The 16901-nt window shown below is 72.1% G+C and carries 15 protein-coding genes; 5 read left to right on the top strand and 10 right to left on the bottom strand.

Annotated features, from left to right (window positions below; genetic code table 11):
* Positions 1-112 precede the first annotated feature (112 nt).
* Together ACFVYK_RS04030 and ACFVYK_RS04025 are read right to left on the bottom strand one after the other, a co-directional pair.
* Complete coding sequence (locus ACFVYK_RS04030) at positions 113-367, bottom strand: hypothetical protein (RefSeq protein ID WP_389768197.1); 255 nt, start codon at positions 365-367, stop codon at positions 113-115.
* Positions 364-1362, bottom strand: a complete 999-nt coding sequence (locus ACFVYK_RS04025) for an SPFH domain-containing protein (protein WP_389768195.1) — start codon at positions 1360-1362, stop codon at positions 364-366. The genes ACFVYK_RS04030 and ACFVYK_RS04025 overlap by 4 nt, the downstream gene beginning before the upstream one ends.
* 277 nt (positions 1363-1639) lie before the next feature.
* Here ACFVYK_RS04025 and ACFVYK_RS04020 point away from each other — a divergent pair, with 277 nt between their 5' ends.
* Positions 1640-4090, top strand: coding sequence for a transglycosylase domain-containing protein (locus tag ACFVYK_RS04020; RefSeq protein WP_389768193.1), 2451 nt, complete (start codon positions 1640-1642; stop codon positions 4088-4090).
* A gap of 175 nt (positions 4091-4265) precedes the next feature.
* On the opposite strand, the gene ACFVYK_RS04015 is transcribed toward ACFVYK_RS04020, so the two are convergent.
* The 3 genes from ACFVYK_RS04015 to ACFVYK_RS04005 form a co-directional block, all read right to left on the bottom strand.
* Entirely contained in the window at positions 4266-6380 is a 2115-nt protein-coding gene (locus tag ACFVYK_RS04015; protein ID WP_389768191.1) for a SpoIIE family protein phosphatase, read from the bottom strand.
* 317 nt (positions 6381-6697) lie between these two features.
* Positions 6698-7390: a DUF402 domain-containing protein gene (locus ACFVYK_RS04010; protein ID WP_389768190.1), complete on the bottom strand. Its 693-nt coding sequence runs from the start codon at positions 7388-7390 to the stop codon at positions 6698-6700.
* Positions 7391-7463: 73 nt separating this feature from the next.
* Positions 7464-8849 carry a class II fumarate hydratase gene (locus ACFVYK_RS04005; protein ID WP_389768188.1) on the bottom strand — a complete coding sequence of 462 codons (1386 nt, stop codon included), beginning with the start codon at positions 8847-8849 and terminating at the stop codon, positions 7464-7466.
* 147 nt (positions 8850-8996) lie between these two features.
* Here ACFVYK_RS04005 and ACFVYK_RS04000 point away from each other — a divergent pair, with 147 nt between their 5' ends.
* The gene (locus tag ACFVYK_RS04000; RefSeq protein ID WP_389768186.1) at positions 8997-9296 is read left to right on the top strand and encodes a hypothetical protein; all 300 of its coding nucleotides are present in this window, start codon (positions 8997-8999) and stop codon (positions 9294-9296) included.
* Between the two features lie 73 nt (positions 9297-9369).
* On the opposite strand, the gene ACFVYK_RS03995 is transcribed toward ACFVYK_RS04000, so the two are convergent.
* The gene (locus ACFVYK_RS03995) at positions 9370-11034 is read right to left on the bottom strand and encodes a fumarate hydratase (RefSeq protein WP_389768184.1); all 1665 of its coding nucleotides are present in this window, start codon (positions 11032-11034) and stop codon (positions 9370-9372) included.
* Positions 11035-11212: 178 nt separating this feature from the next.
* Here ACFVYK_RS03995 and ACFVYK_RS03990 point away from each other — a divergent pair, with 178 nt between their 5' ends.
* Positions 11213-11923: a DUF1707 domain-containing protein gene (locus tag ACFVYK_RS03990; RefSeq protein WP_389768182.1), complete on the top strand. Its 711-nt coding sequence runs from the start codon at positions 11213-11215 to the stop codon at positions 11921-11923.
* Positions 11924-12054: 131 nt separating this feature from the next.
* Positions 12055-12432 carry a WhiB family transcriptional regulator gene (locus ACFVYK_RS03985; protein ID WP_389768180.1) on the top strand — a complete coding sequence of 126 codons (378 nt, stop codon included), beginning with the start codon at positions 12055-12057 and terminating at the stop codon, positions 12430-12432.
* A 145-nt stretch (positions 12433-12577) separates the two neighbouring features.
* On the opposite strand, the gene glpX is transcribed toward ACFVYK_RS03985, so the two are convergent.
* On the bottom strand, positions 12578-13612 hold the full coding sequence (glpX, locus tag ACFVYK_RS03980) for a class II fructose-bisphosphatase (RefSeq protein ID WP_389768178.1): 1035 nt from the start codon (positions 13610-13612) through the stop codon (positions 12578-12580).
* 126 nt (positions 13613-13738) lie between these two features.
* On the opposite strand from glpX, the gene ACFVYK_RS03975 reads away from it, so the two are divergent.
* Positions 13739-14263, top strand: a complete 525-nt coding sequence (locus tag ACFVYK_RS03975; protein WP_389768176.1) for a DUF4245 domain-containing protein — start codon at positions 13739-13741, stop codon at positions 14261-14263.
* A 177-nt stretch (positions 14264-14440) separates the two neighbouring features.
* Here the strand turns inward: ACFVYK_RS03975 and ACFVYK_RS03970 are convergent, their stop codons facing one another.
* The 3 genes from ACFVYK_RS03970 to xseA all read right to left on the bottom strand — a co-directional run bounded on the left by ACFVYK_RS03970 (position 14441) and on the right by xseA (position 16782).
* Positions 14441-15031: a malonic semialdehyde reductase gene (locus tag ACFVYK_RS03970; RefSeq protein WP_389768174.1), complete on the bottom strand. Its 591-nt coding sequence runs from the start codon at positions 15029-15031 to the stop codon at positions 14441-14443.
* A gap of 153 nt (positions 15032-15184) precedes the next feature.
* Entirely contained in the window at positions 15185-15421 is a 237-nt protein-coding gene (locus tag ACFVYK_RS03965; RefSeq protein WP_389768172.1) for an exodeoxyribonuclease VII small subunit, read from the bottom strand.
* Positions 15418-16782: an exodeoxyribonuclease VII large subunit gene (gene xseA, locus ACFVYK_RS03960; protein ID WP_389768170.1), complete on the bottom strand. Its 1365-nt coding sequence runs from the start codon at positions 16780-16782 to the stop codon at positions 15418-15420. The genes ACFVYK_RS03965 and xseA overlap by 4 nt, the downstream gene beginning before the upstream one ends.
* Positions 16783-16901: the final 119 nt, after the last annotated feature.

Below are 16901 nucleotides of genomic sequence, written 5' to 3'. Positions count from 1 at the left end.
GGCCCATTGTCACTGTTTCGCTACAGGGCCGCTCCCGCGGCCCAGGGTTCCGGCTGCCGCCCGGCGGCCGTCCGGCCCGTTCCGGGGAGCGGGGCCGCGGCCGCCGGGGCGGTCAGGTCGGCGGGGGCTCGGGGGCGGGGCCTCTCGGGGGGCGGCCGCGGCGGGGGAGGGGGCCGGTGTCGCCGGGCAGCCGTCCCGCCTCCTTCAAAGCTCTGCGCAGCAGGAACTCGATCTGCGCGTTGGCGGACCGCAGGTCCTCCCCGGCCCACCGGGCCAGCGCCTCGTACACCGCGGGGTCCAGCCGCAGCAGCACCTGCTTGCGCTGCGGCCGCCCCTGCGGGGACGTGCCCCCCGAGGGAGCCGTCACTGGTAGAGGGTCCCGGTGTTCAGCACCGGCTGGGGCGCCCGGTCCCCGCACAGCACCACCATCAGGTTGGACACCATCGCCGCCTTCCGCTCCTCGTCCAGCTCGACGATGCCCTGTTCGGCGATCCGGCCGAGCGCCGCCTCCACCATCCCGACGGCCCCGTCCACGATCTCGCGCCGGGCCGCGACCACCGCGCCCGCCTGCTGCCGCTGGAGCATCGCCGAGGCGATCTCGGGAGCGTACGCGAGGTGGGTGAAGCGGGACTCGATGATCCGCACGCCGGCCGCCTCCACGCGCGCGTGCAGCTCCACGGCGAGCTTCTCGGTGATCTCCTCGGCGTTGCCGCGCAGGGACAGTCCGTCCTCGTCGTGCGCGTCGTAGGGGTACTCGATGGCGATGTGCCGGACGGCCGCCTCGGTCTGGGTGGCGACGAACTCCAGGAAGTCGTCCACCTCGAAGGAGGCCTGCGCGGTGTCCCGCACGTTCCACACCACGACCGCGGCGAGCTCGATCGGGTTGCCGTAGGCGTCGTTGACCTTGAGGACGGCCGTCTCGTGGTTGCGGACCCGGGTGGAGATCTTCTCGCGGGAGGTGAACGGGTTCACCCAGCGCAGCCCGTCCTCGCGGATGGTGCCCCGGTAGCGGCCGAAGAGCTGCACCACCCGGGCCTCGCCCGGCGCCACCGTGTTCAGGCCGCACATCGCGAGGAACGCGGCCAGGGCGACCAGGACGCCGCCGGTGATCAGCGCCGCCTTGAGGCCGGTCGCCGTCACCGCGGTGGCCAGGGCGATCATCGCGGCGCCGGCCAGCAGTCCGGCCAGGCCGAGCAGCAGCGCCAGCCCGCCGCCGACGCTGCGCGCGGGGAACTCCCTCACGCGCGGAGCGGGCATCTCGGGTGCGTCGGCCTCGGCGGCGGCCCGGCCGGCTGCCGAGGGGCCCGGGGCCACGGGGCCGGGTGCGGAGGCGTCGTGGGCCGAGGGGTCGTGTGCGGACATGGTGGTCCCCGTTTCTCGTCAGCAGCCTGTTCAGCGATCGGCTGTCTATCTAAGTGATATCACTTTAGCGCGGGATGGCAACCCTGAGCCCCTTTCGGACGTCGAACCGGTGGGGACGCCGGACCGGTTCCGCCGGGCGGGGTGCTGATTCTCACCCCCTTCGGAGGCCGGATCGGGAGCGCCTCGTCATAGACAGCGGTGTTAGCTTTCTGAGCTGACCTGGCCCTGCCCCGGGCACTGGTGTGACTGCCGAGTAGGAAGCGGAGCGAGCGGACTCATGGGACGAGCGGAAGAGAGACGAGCGCGGCAGCGCGGTGGCCGCCGCGCGGCGCCCAGGAGCCGCTCCACGGAGACGGAGTCGGTGGCGCCCCCCGCCCCCGGGACCGGCGCCGGGACCGCGACCGCGACCACGACCGCGCCCGTGACCGGAGGCCGCGCGGCGGCCCGCAAGGGCGCGAAGAAGGCCGGCAAGGGCGCGAAGGGCAAGGGCGGCGCCGCCGGCAAGAAGGACAAGAGCCTCATACGCCGGCTGTTCACCTGGAAGAAGATCCTCGGCACCTTCCTCGGCTTCGCCGTCGCCGTCATCGGCGCCTTCATCTGGCTGTACGTGAGCACGCCGATCCCCGCGGGCAACCCCGACGCCGACCTGCAGAGCAACGTCTACAAGTACGGCAACGGCGCGGTCCTCGCCCGCGACGGCGACGTCAACCGGGAGAACGTCGATCTCGCCACGATCCCCAAGGCCGTCCAGCACACCTTCGTCGCCGCCGAGAACAAGTCCTTCTACAACGACCACGGCGTCGACTTCAGGGGCACCGCCCGCGGCGTCCTCAACACCCTCATGGGCAAGGGCGCGCAGGGCGGTTCGACGATCACCCAGCAGTACGTCAAGAACTACTACCTGTCCCAGGAACAGACCGTCACGCGCAAGCTGAAGGAACTGGTCATCTCCCTCAAGCTGGACCGGGAGAAGGACAAGGACTACATCCTCGCCGGATACATGAACACCAGCTACTACGGCCGCGGCGCCTACGGCATCCAGGCCGCCGCCCAGGCCTACTACCGCGTCGACGCCGACAAGCTCACCGTCGAGCAGGGCGCCTACCTCGCCGCGCTGCTGCAGGCGCCCAGCCAGTACGACTGGGCCGCCGCCTCCGACGTCGGCAAACGCCTGGTCCAGGCCCGCTGGAACTACGTCCTCGACAACATGGTCGGACAGGACTGGCTGGACAAGTCGAAGCGCGACGCGATGCATTTCCCGTTCCCGAAGGACCCGCAGGCCGCCCCCGGCAAGGAGGGCCAGATCGGCTACCTCGTCGACGCGGCCAACGCCGAGCTCGCCGACCAGCTCGTCGCCACCGGCGTCGCCGACAACTACGAGTCGGCCGCCGCCCTGGTCCGCAAGGGCGGCTGGAACATCGAGCTCAACATCGACAAGAAGAAGCAGAAGGCGCTGGAGACGTCGGTCAAGGAACAGCTCACCAGCAAACTGGACAAGAAGAAGCGCTCCGTCGACGCCGACGTCCAGGCCGGCGCGGTGTCGGTGAACCCGAAGACCGGCGCCGTCGAGGCGATGTACGGCGGCACGAGCTACACCGACCACTACCTCAACAACGCCACCCGCACCGACTACCAGCCCGCCTCCACCTTCAAGCCGGTGATCCTCGCCGCGGCCTTCGACGAGAACGCCGTGACCCAGGACGACCAGAAGATCACCGCCAACACGATCTACGACGGCACCAGCAAGCGCCCGGTCGTCGGCAGCGACATCGGCTTCGCGCCGGAGAACGAGGACGACCAGGACTACGGCCCGGTCACCGTTCAGACGGCGCTGAACAAGTCCATCAACTCCGTCTTCGCGCAGATGGGCGTGGACGTCGGCATGGACAAGGTGCTCAAGGTCGCCGACGAACTCGGCATGGACACCAAGGACCTCAGGGCGGTGCCGGCCCAGACCCTCGGCACCATGGGCGCGAGCCCCCTGCAGATGGCCGGCGTCTACGCCACCCTCGACAACCACGGCAAGAAGGTCACCCCGACGATCATCAAGTCGGCCGAGAACAGCCTCCACCCGTCCTTCAAGCACACCGCCCCCATCGGCGGCCAGGTCATCGACCGCGAGGCGGCCGACTCGGTCACCTCGGTGCTGACCGGCGTGATCGACGACGGAACGGCGAAGAAGTCCGTGCGGGACAACCCGCTGCGCAGGGGCCAGAAGGTCGCTGGCAAGACGGGCACCTCCGACAACAACAAGTCGGCCTGGTTCACCGGCTACACCCCGGACCTGGTCACCTCGGTCGGCCTGTTCGGCGAGTCCGCCAAGGCCCCGCACCCCCAGGTTCCGCTGACCGGCGCGACGAACGGTCTGACGTCGGACGACGGCCGGGTCAACGGCGGCGGCTTCCCGGCGCAGATCTGGGCGGCCTACACCTTCGGCGTCTCCACCAAGGTCACCAAGTTCGACCTGGAGACCGACCAGGGCGCGGCGGTCCAGACGGCCGTTCCGTCCCCGTCGGCTTCGTCGTCGCCGAAGCCGAGCACGTCGCCGTCGCCGTCGCCGAAGCCGAGCACGTCGCCGTCGCCGTCGCCGAAGCCCAGCACGTCGCCGTCGCCGAAGCCCAGCACGTCGCCCTCCGGCACCCCGTCGGGCGACACCTCGACCGAACCCAGCACGGACGACCCCTCGACCGGATCGCGGGAGCCGGGCAATCCGCTCTTCGGGCAGTGACGCGCCGCCGCGGTCGGCGGCGCAACGGCGGAGGGGGGGGCCGGGTGTAGACGGGGGCGCCCGCCGCGCGGGCGGGCCGGGTCGGCCGCTGCCGGTGATCGGGGACCCGGCGCACCCGGCGGCGGGGGCCCCCCTCGACCGCGGCGCGCCCCCTCCGCGCGTCCGCGCGGGTCCGTCAGCTCCGGTTCAGCTCGAACCAGACCACCTTGCCGGTGCTGAGCCGCGTGGCCCCCCAGCGCCGGGCGAGCCGGTTCACCAGGTACAGCCCACGCCCGCCCTCGTCGGTCGCCCGGGCCTGCCGCAGCCGGGGCAGCTGCGGGACGTCGTCGCCCACCTCGCACCGCAGCACGTCGGTGCGCAGCAGCCGCAAAGTCACCGGCCGCGTGGCATAGCGCACCGCGTTCGTGACCACCTCGCTGACCAGCAGCTCGACGGAGTCGGACATGTCCTCCATGCCCCAGCGGGACAGCGCCCGCCGGGCCAGCCGACGAGCCCGCCCCGGCGCCGCGTCCTCCGGCTCCAGGACCCAGTACGCCACGTCGCTGGGCGCGATCCCGTCGAACCGGGCGGCGAGCAGCGCGATGTCGTCGTCCCGGTCGCCCGGGCCGAGCATGTCGAGCACCTCGTCGCACAGGGCTTCGAGCGGCGGCGGATGGTCGGACCCGGTCAGCTGGGCGGTCGCCGCGAGCTTCTCCCGCAGCTGCTCTATCCCGGTGGCCACGTCCCGCAGCCGGGACTCCACCAGGCCGTCGGTGTACAGCAGCAGCGTCGCTCCGGCGGGCGCGTCGAGCTCCACCGCCTCGAAGTCCACCCCGCCGACGCCGATCGGCGCGCCCGGCGGCACCCGCAGCACCTCGGCCCGACCGCCCAGATGCAACAGGACGGGCGGCGGATGCCCCGCGTTGGCGATGGTGATGCGGTGCGCGACCGGGTCGTAGACGGCGTACAGGCAGGTCGCCATGCGGTCCGTGCCCAGCCGCTGGGCCTGCTCGTCGAGATGGTGCAGGACCTCCTGCGGCGGCAGGTCCAGCCCGGCCAGCGTCTGGGCCGTCGTCCGCAGCTGCCCCATGATGGCCGCCGACGTCATCGAGTGCCCCATGACGTCGCCCACGACCAGCGCGACCCGGCTGCCGGGCAGCGGGATCGCGTCGTACCAGTCGCCGCCCACCCGGGCGGTCTCCGCCGCCGGCAGGTACCGGGACGCCAGCCGTACGCCCGTGGGACGCGGCAGGGTCTCCGGCAGCATCGTGCGCTGCAGCTCGTCGGCGATGTACGCCTCACGGTCGTACAGCACCGCCTTGTCGATGCCCAGCGCGCTGTGCGTGGCCAGCTGGGCGGCCACCAGGAGGTCGTCGTTCTCGAACGGCAGGCGCTCCGGACGGCGCAGGAAGACCGCCGCGCCGATCACCCGGCGCCGGCCGCGCAACGGGGCCAGCACGGCCCGCTGGCCGCCCGGGACGACCAACGTGCTGTCCGCGCCGAGGAGTTCGGGCAGCGCGGCCCGAGCGGCCGGATTGTCCGCGAACACCGGACGCACCCCGCGCAGCACCTCCGCGAGCGCCCCGCCGGGCCGCACCTCGCACATGTCCCCGACCGAGGCCGACAGCTCGGCGGTCAGCTCCCCGGGCTCCGGGGGCGGCAGGGCCAGCGCCGCGAAGCCGGACTCGGTGTCCCGCTCCTCCGGGATCCGGTCGGTGCGGCGCAGCCGCAGCATGATGCGGTCCGCCGCGGGCCGCTCGTCGCCGACCGGCAGCGGATCGCGCAGATAGACCAGGATCGCGTCGGAGAACGTCGGCACGGTGGCCCGGCACAACCCCATCACGATCTCGTCGAGGTCCAGGCCGCGGGCGATCCGCCGGGTCGCCGCGCCCACGAACCGCAGCCGGTCCCCGTCCCGCCGCATCGGCGTGGGCCGGCCGGGCGTCATCGCCGCCCCGGCCCGCCGCTCCTGTCCGCCGGGTCCCCGCTCGGGGCGCGCCTCGGCCCCCGGCTGCGCCGGAATGGACTCGGGCGCCGGGCGCGGCCGGTGCGTGTCCGGTTCAGCGGACGCGGACGGCTGGGAATGCTCGCTCCCGCCGCCCGCCTCCGGACCGGCCGTCGCGTCCTTCCCCGCAGCTCCCTGCCCGCCCATGGTGCCCTTTCCGCCCGTTCCGCAGGTGGTCGTACCCGAGCCGTCGGGCGGTAACGCGGCCGCATCCGGCGCCGGCGCCTGGGTATGCAGGAGTGCCCCACGGGGGTCCGTGGGGTCGACGCCCTGGGGGCGTTCGTAGGAGATGGGCTGCTCCGTCACGCGTGTCGAATCCGTCCGTCCGGGGCTGCGCGCCGCGCGCGCAGTTGGTCCCGCAGGAAGTCCGATACCCGGAATACATGTCCCTGGAACGGATTTCCCGCGTGGTCAGAGGTTGTTCCTGTGTCGCCGGTGGACCTCGCGCGACCCTGGGAGCCTACGTGGAACGTCCCGCCGGTGTTTCCCTCGTGCCCCTCGCTCACGTCCTGCCGCCCCTCGGTGACGTTCGGTCAGACCCGGCTCGAGCTCCGGGAGTTACCGCCTGCGATGTCTTGCGGAGGACGATCCTACGTTTGCCGCCCGGGGGCGCATCAAGGGTCTCATGTGGACAGGTGCGCGGGGGTGCGGTCCCAGTCCTCCGGCAGCAACGGTACGGCCCAGGACGGGTCCGGACGCCAATGCTGCCATCCCTCGTCGAACGGCGGACCCCAGGCGCGGATCCTCTCCACGGCCCGGTGCCCCGCCTCGCGCACCTGCCGGGCCACCGCCGCGTCCATCAGCCCGTCCTGCTGCGCCTGCGCGAACTCGTCCTCGTCACGCCAGTCCCAACTGCGGTCCGGATAGGCGCAGATGTCCAGGAAGTGGTCCTCGGAGTCCACGCCGCCGTCCCAACGGGCCAGCGGCTGCTCCAGATTGACGTACCAGTTCTTGAACTGCCACCCCGGCTCCCAGAACAGCCACACCGACCAGGGCTCGCCGGGCCGGGCCAGCTTCAGCACACCGGTGCCGAACCAGCGGTCGCGCTGCACGGTCCGCGGCTTGGTGTAGCGGGTGCGCAGCGGCTCCCGGTGCAGCGGGGTGCCGTCCGCGAGCACGGGCTTGACGCACTCCGTGCCCGGGGCCATCCACGCGGCGAGCAGTTCCTCGTCGTCCCGCACGACGGTGACCGGACGGGCGATGTGGATGCGCGCTCCGCCGTTCTCCCGGTAGCGCCACAGGATCCGGTCCCCCGGCTTCCAGAAGGCCGCCGCACCGCCCGTTCCCACGCGTCTCACCGCTCGCCCGTCTGCCATGGACAGATATTAGGTGCCATGGCCATACGACGCTGCGGCGCGCGTCACGGTTCTCGCGCCGGGGCGCGAAACGTCACGGGCGCGTCATCCGCAGGACATCCAGCGCCTCGTCGAGTTGGTGGAGCGTCAGGTCCCCGCGCTCCACGTACCCGCCGTCCAGGACCACCTCCCGGATCGTCCTGCGCTCCGCCAGCGCCTTCTTGGCCACCTTCGCGGCCTCCTCGTACCCGATGTACTTGTTCAGCGGGGTGACCACGGACGGCGAGGACTCGGCGTACTCGCGGGCGCGTTCACGGTGGGCGACGATCCCGTCGACGGTCCGGTCGGCGAGCAGCCGCGAGACGTTGGCCAGCAGCCGGATCGACTCCAGCACGTTCTTGGCCATCACCGGCAGCATCACGTTGAGCTCGAAGTTGCCCGCCGCGCCCGCCGTGGCCACGGTCGCGTCGTTCCCGACGACCTGCGCGGCGACCATCAGCACCGCCTCCGGGATCACCGGGTTGACCTTGCCGGGCATGATCGAGGAACCCGGCTGGAGGTCGGGCAGGCTGATCTCGGCCAGACCCGTGCGCGGACCCGAGGCCATCCACCGCAGATCGTTGGCGATCTTCGTGAGGCCGACGGCGATGGTCCGCAGCTGCCCGCTGGTCTCGACGATCCCGTCCCGCGCGCCCTGCGCCTCGAAGTGGTCGCGCGCCTCGGTCAGCGGCAGCCCGGTGGCGCGGGCGACCTCCTCGATGACCGCGGCGGCGAAACCGGGGGGCGTGTTGATGCCGGTGCCGACGGCCGTGCCGCCCAGCGGCAGCTCGGCGAGCCGGGGCAGGGAGGCGGTGAGCCGCTCCACGCCGTAGCGCACCTGGGCGGCGTACCCGCCGAACTCCTGTCCCAGGGTGACGGGCGTGGCGTCCATGAGATGGGTGCGCCCCGACTTCACGACGTCGGCGAACTCCTCGGACTTGCGGGTGAGCGAGTCGGCGAGGTGCTCCAGCGCGGGGATCAGGTCGCGGGTGACGGCGGCGGTGGCCGCGATGTGGAGGGAGGAGGGGAAGACGTCGTTGGAGGACTGGGAGGCGTTGACGTGGTCGTTGGGATGCACGTCCCGGCCCAGCCGCTCGGTGGCCAGGGTGGCGACGACCTCGTTGGCGTTCATGTTGGACGAGGTGCCGGACCCGGTCTGGAACACGTCGACGGGGAAGTGCTCGTCCCACCGGCCCTCGGCGACCTCGGCGGCCGCTTCCTGGATGGCGTCGGCGACGTCCTGGTCGACCACCCCGAGCCGCGCGTTCACCTTCGCCGCGGCCCCCTTGATCCGCGCCAGCGCCTCGATGTGGGCGCGCTCGATGCGCTGGCCGGAGACGGGGAAGTTCTCGACGGCGCGCTGCGTCTGGGCCCGCCACTTGGCGTGCGCCGGGACGTGTACCTCGCCCATGGAGTCGTGCTCGATCCGGTATTCGCTCATGTCCGGTACAGCGATCGGGGAGGCCGGGATGTTCCGGGCGCTGGGCCCTCCGGATGGCGTCCGGCATGTGACCCAGGTCTCCTCGGGGTCGTGCAGCAGACGGGGGCGCGCTCACGTCGTGGAGGGGTGGGAGGAAGGAAGGAGCGTGTGGAGACGGACTTCCAGGAATTCGTGGCCGCCCGGTCGACCGCGTTGTTCCGGGGCGCCCTCGTCCTCACGGGAAACCGTGAGGCGGCGGAGGACGGCGTGACCATCCCGATCGACTTCGCGGGCTGGAGCCTGGACGGGGCCAAGACGTACCTCGACAAGACGCAGACGAAGCTCGGCACCGTCACCAGGAAGGCCGTCAAGGGCTGCAAGCCGACCTCGGTGCTCGGTGTGTCCCCGCACGCCCCGCAGATCGTCCACAGCGGCGACACGGTCGGCCTCACCATCTGCGTCGGCTGACCGGTCCCCGACCCGGTAGGACGCCCGCCCCTGCGTCAATCAGGGGCGGGCGTCCGTCACAGCATCACACGCGTCACGCCAGACCCGGCCCCCGCACCGGGATGGTGGTGAACGTCGGCGCGGGGGCGGGATCCTGGAAGAAGTCGTTGCCCTTGTCGTCCACGACGATGAACGCCGGGAAGTCCTCGACCTCGATCTTCCAGACGGCCTCCATGCCGAGCTCCTCGTACTCGACGACCTCGACCTTCTTGATGCAGTCCTGGGCGAGGCGCGCGGCCGGGCCGCCGATGGAGCCGAGGTAGAAGCCGCCGTGGGCGTCGCACGCGTCGGTGACCTGCTTGCTGCGGTTGCCCTTGGCCAGCATCACCTTGGATCCGCCCGCGGCCTGGAACTGCTCGACGTAGGAGTCCATCCGGCCGGCGGTCGTCGGGCCGAAGGACCCGGAGGCGTAGCCCTCGGGCGTCTTGGCCGGGCCCGCGTAGTACACCGGGTGGTCCTTCAGGTACTGCGGCATCTCCTCGCCCGCGTCGAGACGCTCCTTGATCTTGGCGTGCGCGATGTCACGGGCCACGACCAGCGGACCGGACAGCGACAGACGCGTCTTGACCGGGTACTTGGTCAGCTCGGCGAGGATGTCGTCCATCGGCTGGTTCAGGTCGATCCGGACGACGTCGCCCTCTTCGAGGTGCTCGTCCGTGGTCTCCGGCAGGAAGCGCGCCGGGTCGGTCTCGAGCTGCTCCAGGAAGACGCCCTCCGCGGTGATCTTCGCGACGGCCTGGCGGTCGGCCGAGCAGGAGACGGCGATGGCGACCGGGCAGGACGCGCCGTGCCGCGGCAGGCGCACGACGCGCACGTCGTGGCAGAAGTACTTGCCGCCGAACTGCGCGCCGATGCCGATCTTCTGCGTCAGCTCGAAGACCTTCTCCTCCAGCTCCTTGTCCCGGAAGCCGTGCCCGAGCGGCGAGCCCTCGGCCGGGATCTCGTCGAGGTAGTGCGCGGAGGCGTACTTCGCGGTCTTCAGGGCGTACTCGGCGGAGGTGCCGCCGACGACGATCGCCAGGTGGTACGGCGGGCAGGCGGCCGTGCCCAGCGAGCGGATCTTCTCCTCCAGGAACTTCATCATGGAGGCCTCGTTGAGGACGGCCTTCGTCTCCTGGTAGAGGAAGCTCTTGTTGGCCGAGCCGCCGCCCTTGGCCATGAACAGGAACTTGTACGCGCCGCCGTCGGTGGCGTACAGCTCGATCTGCGCCGGGAGGTTGGAGCCGGTGTTCTTCTCGTCCCACATGGTCAGCGGGGCCATCTGCGAGTAGCGCAGGTTCAGGTTGAGGTAGGCGTCGTAGATCCCGCGGCTCAGGGCCGCCTCGTCGCCGCCCTCGGTGAGCACGTTCTGCCCGCGCTTGCCCATGACGATCGCGGTGCCCGTGTCCTGGCACATCGGCAGCACGCCCGCGGCCGCGATGTTCGCGTTCTTCAGCAGGTCCAGCGCGACGAACTTGTCGTTGCCGGACGCCTCCGGGTCGTCGATGATGCGACGCAGCTGCGCGAGGTGGGCCGGGCGCAGGTAGTGCTGGATGTCGTGGATCGCCTCCTCGGCGAGCTTGCGCAGCGCCTCCGGCTCGACCTTGAGGAACGTCCGCCCGTCGGCCTCGAAGGTGGAGACACCCTCGGAGGTCACCAGCCGGTAGGGGGTGGTGTCCTCTCCCATGGGGAGCAGATCGGTGTACGCGAACTCAGGCATCGGTGCCCATTCCTCACTCGACAGACGGCGACCGCCTCCATCGGCGGGCGCCCACCAGCGTATGACCTGCCGCCGACGGAGATCCTGTGAGGTAAGGCTCAGTGCCCGCCGCGGACGTCGCCGGTGAACGTCCGGGACAGGGCTATCGCGATCTATCGTGTTTCGGTACGCTGCTGCCGTGGACCTTCAGAAGCAGAGCAGCGCCCCTGCCGCCGCCCCCACCACGGCCTCCGCGCCGGTCGCCGAGCTGCGCGCCTCGGACGCCGATCGCGACCGTGTCGCCGACATGCTGCGCGAGGCCCTGGCGGAGGGCCGGTTGACGGCCGACGAGCACGCGGAGCGCGTCGAGGGCGTGCTGGCCGCCAAGACGGTCGGCGAGCTGGAGGCGTTCGTCCGGGACCTGCCGGCCGCGCACGAGCGCCGCGCGGCTCCCGTCTCCGCTCCCTCCCGGCCCACCGCCGGCGCGATCCCGGCGGACCCGGACGACAGCGTCGTCGCGATCTTCAGCAGCGCCGTCCGGCGGGGCCGCTGGCGCGCGGGCCGCCGCATCCACGCGTACGCGGTCTTCGGCAGCGTCGAGATCGACCTCACCGAGGCGCTCTTCGAGTACCAGCAGGTGGTGATCAAGGCGATCTCGGTCTTCGGCAACGTGGAGGTCCGGGTCCCGGAGAACGTGTCGCTGCGCGGCACCGGCGGCGCGGTGCTCGGCAGCTTCGAGGTGGACGCGCTGGACTCCCCGCAGCCGGACGCGCCGGTGGTCTACGTCGACGGCTGGGCGGTCCTGGGCAACATCGAGGGCCGGCCCAAGCGCGGCAGGTTCGTGGCGGACATCCTCGACCGCGTTCAGCGCGGGGTCGACAAGGGGCTGCGCAGACACCTGGACCGGTGACCGGCCGGAACGCGCCATCGCGGGCGGCGGGGGAGCCCGGCGGTGGCGAACCCTGTGCATAGGCGCGCGTACAGCGGGTAGGCCTTGCTGCATCGTCGCTCGCTCGCGAAGCCGTCGTCAGGAGTAGACCCGTGCTGCAACCGCCGCATTCGTCCCTGCAGGTCGCCGCCGTCCCGGCCCAGCGGGTGCCAGCGCGCGACAGGGACCAAGACGCTCCCTGGCATACCGAGGCGGTCTGCCGCCGGGACGAGGCGGGCCTGTTCTTCGCGCCCTCCAAGGAACCCACGGCCGCCCGGCTCTCGCGTGAGGAAGCGGCCAAGCGGGTCTGCGCGCGCTGTCCCGTGATGGTGGAGTGCCGCGAGCACGCGCTGCTGCAGCCCGAGCCGTACGGCGTCTGGGGCGGCCTCACCGCCGCCGAGCGCCGCGTCGTCCTCGCCCGGCGCCGCCGCCGTGACGTCGAACTGCAGAAGGCGGCCCGGACGGCGGGCCGCATAGCGCAGGCCGGGTGACGCGATCCCGGGTGGCGCGATCCCGGGTGGCGCAGACCCGGTGACCGGGCCCGGTCGGTCACCGGGCCCGGCGGCACGGGCGTGCTCCGAACGCGAAACGGGCGTCCCCCGCCGCACCGGGGGACGCCCGCAGGCCGGGACGGGGCTACTTCGCCCGGTCGAAGTCGACGGCGCTGTAGGCCCGCAGCTTGCTCAGCCGGTGCTCGGAGTCGATGCGCCGCACCGTCCCGGACTTCGACCGCATGACGATCGAGTCGGTGGTCGCGGTCTCCGAGCGGTAGCGGACCCCGCGCATCAGCTCGCCGTCGGTGATGCCGGTGGCGACGAAGAACACGTTCTCGCCGGTGACCAGGTCCTCGGTGGTCAGCACCCGGTCCAGGTCGTGGCCGGCGTCGATCGCGCGCTGCCGCTCCTCGTCGTCCTTGGGCCACAGCTTGCCCTGGATGACGCCGCCCAGGCACTTCACGGCACAGGCCGAGATGATGCCCTCGGGCGTGCCGCCGATGCCCAGCAGCAGATCGATGCCGGTGCCCTCGCGCAGGGCCAGGATCGAGCCGGCGACGTCGCCGTCGGAGATCAGCTTGATGCGGGCGCCGGTCGCCCGGACCTCCTCGATGAGGCCCGCGTGCCGCGGCCGGTCCAGGATGACGACGGTGACGTCCTCGGGCGTGCCCCGCTTGGCCTTGGCGACCCGGCGGATGTTGACGTCGACGGGCGCGTCGATGTCGACGAACTCGGCCGCCTCCGGCCCGGTGACCAGCTTGTCCATGTAGAACACGGCGGACGGGTCGAACATCGCCCCGCGTTCGGTGGCGGCGAGGACGGCGATGGCGTTCGGCATGCCCTTGGCCGTCAGCGTGGTGCCGTCGATCGGGTCGACGGCGATGTCGACCTCGGGCCCGGTGCCGTCGCCGACGCGCTCGCCGTTGAAGAGCATCGGGGCTTCGTCCTTCTCGCCCTCGCCGATGACGACCACGCCGTTCATCGAGACGGTCGACACGAGGGTGCGCATGGCGCGCACCGCGGCGCCGTCGGCGCCGTTCTTGTCCCCGCGTCCCACCCAGCGGCCCGCGGCCATGGCCGCGGCCTCGGTGACCCGGACGAGTTCCAGGGCGAGGTTGCGGTCGGGGGCCTCGGAGGGCACATCGAGTTCGGACGGCAGGTGATGATGCTCGGTCATCGGAGCGCACCTTTCTGATACGACGACGGCCGGATGAGGGTTCGATCCCGACTCTATCGTCAGTCCGACAAAATGAGCAGGGGACCCCACGGATGAGCGGGCCGGGCACCTGCGACGATAGGGGGCGTGGCAGGTTCGAACGGCAAGCAGAAGACGGCCCGGGACATGATCCTCTCCCTGGGGCTGATCATGATCGCGGCGTGGGTCCTCTACCTCTTCATCCCGCACGAGGACCGTGCTCCCGACGTCAAGCGGGTCGACTACCGCGTCGAACTCCTCACCGCGCGTCGCGCGGCGTCCTACCCGGTGGCCGCGCCCGAGGGCCTGCCCGACACGTGGAAGGCGACCTCGGTGCGCTTCAAGGGCGACGACTTCGACGCCTGGCACCTCGGTTTCCAGGATCCCGACGGGGAGTACGTGGCTATCGAGCAGTCCACTCAGCGGCGCTCGCAGTTCATCGACGAGGCCAGCCAGGGCTCGACCGAGACCGAGGTCACCGAGCGGATCGACGGGCGCACCTGGACCCGCTACACCGGCGGCCGCTACGACGCGCTCGTCCTGGAGGACACCAAGGGCTCCACCACCGTGGTCGCGGGCACGGGCGGCTTCGGGCGGCTGTCGACGATGGTCGGAGCGCTGAAGCTGGCCTGAGCGTCCTGCCCGCCGGCCGTGTCGGGTGCGGGGGGCGAGTGGCGTGGGTCGGGCGGGCGCGGTGCGTCGGGCGGGCGGCGTGCGGCCGGGCGAGTGGCGTGCGGCCGGGCGAGTGGCGTGCGGCGGAGACGCGAAGAGGCCCCCGCCGGACGGGGGCCTCTTCGCGTGTCACGCCGCTCAGACGGTGGTGACGACCTCGTCATAGGCGAGGCGCGGGGAGCGCGGGTACCAGGCTCCCTCGCCCGGCCTGCCGATGTTGACGACCATCAGCGGGGTGTGGTCGTCGTCCAGGAACTCCTTGCGGACGCCCTCCAGGTCGACGCCGGTCATCGGACCGGCGGCGAGACCCGCGGCGCGCACGCCGATGATGAAGTAGGCGGCCTGCAGGGCGGCGTTCAGCGCGGCGGCGCCCTCGCGGGCGGGACGCTCGCTGAAGAAGAGGTCCTTGGCCTGCGGGAAGGCCGGGAACAGGGTCGGCAGCTCCTCGTGGAACTCGTTGTCCGCGGAGAGGATCGCGACCAGCGGGGCGGCGGCGGTCTTGGCCTGGTTGCCCTCGGCCATGTGCTGCACCAGGCGCTCGCGGGCCTCGGGGGAGCGGACCAGGGTGATGCGCAGCGGGGTCTGGTTGAACGCCGTCGGCCCGTACTTGACCAGGTCGTAGATGGCCTGCACCTGCTCGTCGGTCACCGGCTCGTCGGTGAAGGTGTTCGCGGTGCGAGCCTCACGGAACAGCAGGTCCTGGGCGGCGGGGTCGAGAGCGAGAGACATGCGTGAACTTCCTCGGGGTGCGTCCGGATCCGGTACCGGACCGTGGTCCGGATCGGCTGACGTCGTCGACCGTACGCGAAGGAAGTTCAAGGTTCAACAAAGGCCCGGGGTGGCGTGATCCACTTCACAGCCGCCCCGTCCCGGCGGGACGCGTCACCCTTCGTCCGCACTCCCCGCGCCTCCCGTCTCCTCCTCGGCCAGCGCCGCGTCCAGCCGCGCCCGGGCGCCCTCCAGCCAGCGCCGGCACACCTGGGCCAGCTCCTCGCCGCGCTCCCACAGGGCGAGGGACTCCTCCAGCGTCGTGCCCCCCGCCTCCAGGCGCCGTACGACCTCGATCAACTCGTCGCGAGCCTGCTCGTAGCCGAGCGCCTCGTCCGTCCTGCTCGTCATGCGTCCATCCCCTTGCTCGTTCCTGCCTGCTCGTCGACGCCGCCCGCGTCACCTGGGTCACTCGCGCCGCCTGAGACGCCGGCGCCGTGCGCGTCACCTGGGTCACTCGCGCCGCCTGAGTCGCCGGCGCCGTGCGCGTCGTCCGCGCCGCCCGAGCCGTCGACGCGGACGGTGAACTCGCCCTCGGCGACCCGGGCGCGCAGTACGTCGGCCGCCCTCACCTCGCCCGGATCCCGGACCACATGTCCGTCGGCCCGCTGCAGCACGGCGTACCCGCGCTGCAGCGTCGCGGCCGGCGACAGCGCGACCACGCGCGCGCGGGTGTGCGTGAGCTCGGAGTCGGCGCGGTCCAGGAGGTGCCCGAGCGTGCGCCGCGAACGGTCCACGAGCGAGGCGAGGTGATCGGCCCGTTCGTCGATCATCCGGTGCGGATCCTGTATCACCGGCCGGGCGACGGCGTGCGCCAGCCCGCGCTCCTCGCGCTCCACGTACGCCTCCACACACCGGCGCGCCCGCCCGCGCAGCACCCGCACCCGCTCCAGCTCCTCGCCGACGTCCGGCACGACCTTCTTCGCGGCGTCGGTGGGCGTCGACGCGCGCAGGTCGGCCACGAGGTCGAGCAGCGGGCTGTCCGGCTCGTGCCCGATCGCCGAGACGACCGGCGTACGACAGGCGGCGACAGCGCGCACCAGCTGCTCGTCGGAGAAGGGGAGCAGATCCTCCACGCTGCCGCCGCCGCGCGCGACGACGATCACGTCCACCTCCTCCAGCGCGTCCAGCTCCTTCACCGCCTGGACGACCTGCGTCACCGCGTGCACCCCCTGCACGGCGACGTTGCGCACCTCGAAGCGGACCGCGGGCCAGCGGTGCCGGGCGTTCTCCAGGACGTCCCGCTCGGCGGCGGAGGCCCGCCCGCACACCAGCCCGACGAGCTGCGGCAGGAAGGGCAGCGGTTTCTTCCGCGCGGAGGCGAAGAGTCCCTCCGCGGCCAGCGACTTCTTCAACTGCTCCAGCCGCGCCAGCAGTTCCCCGACGCCGACCGGCTTGATCTCCACGGCCCGCAACGACAGCTGTCCGCGCGGCGCGTACCACTCCGGCTTGGCGTGGACGACGACCCGCGCGCCCTCGCCCACGACGTCCGCGACGGCGTCGTACACCTGGCGGTAGCAGGTCACGCCCACGGAGATGTCGTGCGACGGGTCGCGCAGCGTCAGAAAGACGACGCCCGCCCCCGGGCGCCGTGACAACTGGGTGATCTGCCCCTCGACCCACACCGCGCCGAGCCGGTCGATCCATCCTCCGATGAGCCGCGAGACCTGGCCGACGGGCAGCGGGGCGTCCGCAGACGTGTTCACAGCCATGCCGACGAGAGTATCGGCCACGACTGACAGCACCGCCGACGTCCGCTCCCGGGCGCGGACCGGGGCCGGGGCGGTCAGGTGGGCGGGGCCGTCCCGGGGCGGGGCCGTCCCGGGGCCGC

This window comes from Streptomyces sp. NPDC058291, assembly GCF_042880855.1.
Classification (GTDB): domain Bacteria; phylum Actinomycetota; class Actinomycetes; order Streptomycetales; family Streptomycetaceae; genus Streptomyces.
This window is presented reverse-complemented; position numbering and strand designations above follow the sequence as displayed.

Bases quoted from the DNA above. Each gene is read 5' to 3' on its own strand.
- ACFVYK_RS04025 (WP_389768195.1), bottom strand. From the start codon at position 1,362: ATGTCCGCACACGACCCCTCGGCCCACGACGCCTCCGCACCCGGCCCC.
- ACFVYK_RS04020 (WP_389768193.1), top strand. From the start codon at position 1,640: ATGGGACGAGCGGAAGAGAGACGAGCGCGGCAGCGCGGTGGCCGCCGC.
- ACFVYK_RS04010 (WP_389768190.1), bottom strand. From the start codon at position 7,390: ATGGCAGACGGGCGAGCGGTGAGACGCGTGGGAACGGGCGGTGCGGCG.
- ACFVYK_RS04005 (WP_389768188.1), bottom strand. From the start codon at position 8,849: ATGAGCGAATACCGGATCGAGCACGACTCCATGGGCGAGGTACACGTC.
- ACFVYK_RS03995 (WP_389768184.1), bottom strand. From the start codon at position 11,034: ATGCCTGAGTTCGCGTACACCGATCTGCTCCCCATGGGAGAGGACACC.
- glpX (WP_389768178.1), bottom strand. From the start codon at position 13,612: ATGACCGAGCATCATCACCTGCCGTCCGAACTCGATGTGCCCTCCGAG.
- ACFVYK_RS03970 (WP_389768174.1), bottom strand. From the start codon at position 15,031: ATGTCTCTCGCTCTCGACCCCGCCGCCCAGGACCTGCTGTTCCGTGAG.
- ACFVYK_RS03965 (WP_389768172.1), bottom strand. From the start codon at position 15,421: ATGACGAGCAGGACGGACGAGGCGCTCGGCTACGAGCAGGCTCGCGAC.
- xseA (WP_389768170.1), bottom strand. From the start codon at position 16,782: ATGGCTGTGAACACGTCTGCGGACGCCCCGCTGCCCGTCGGCCAGGTC.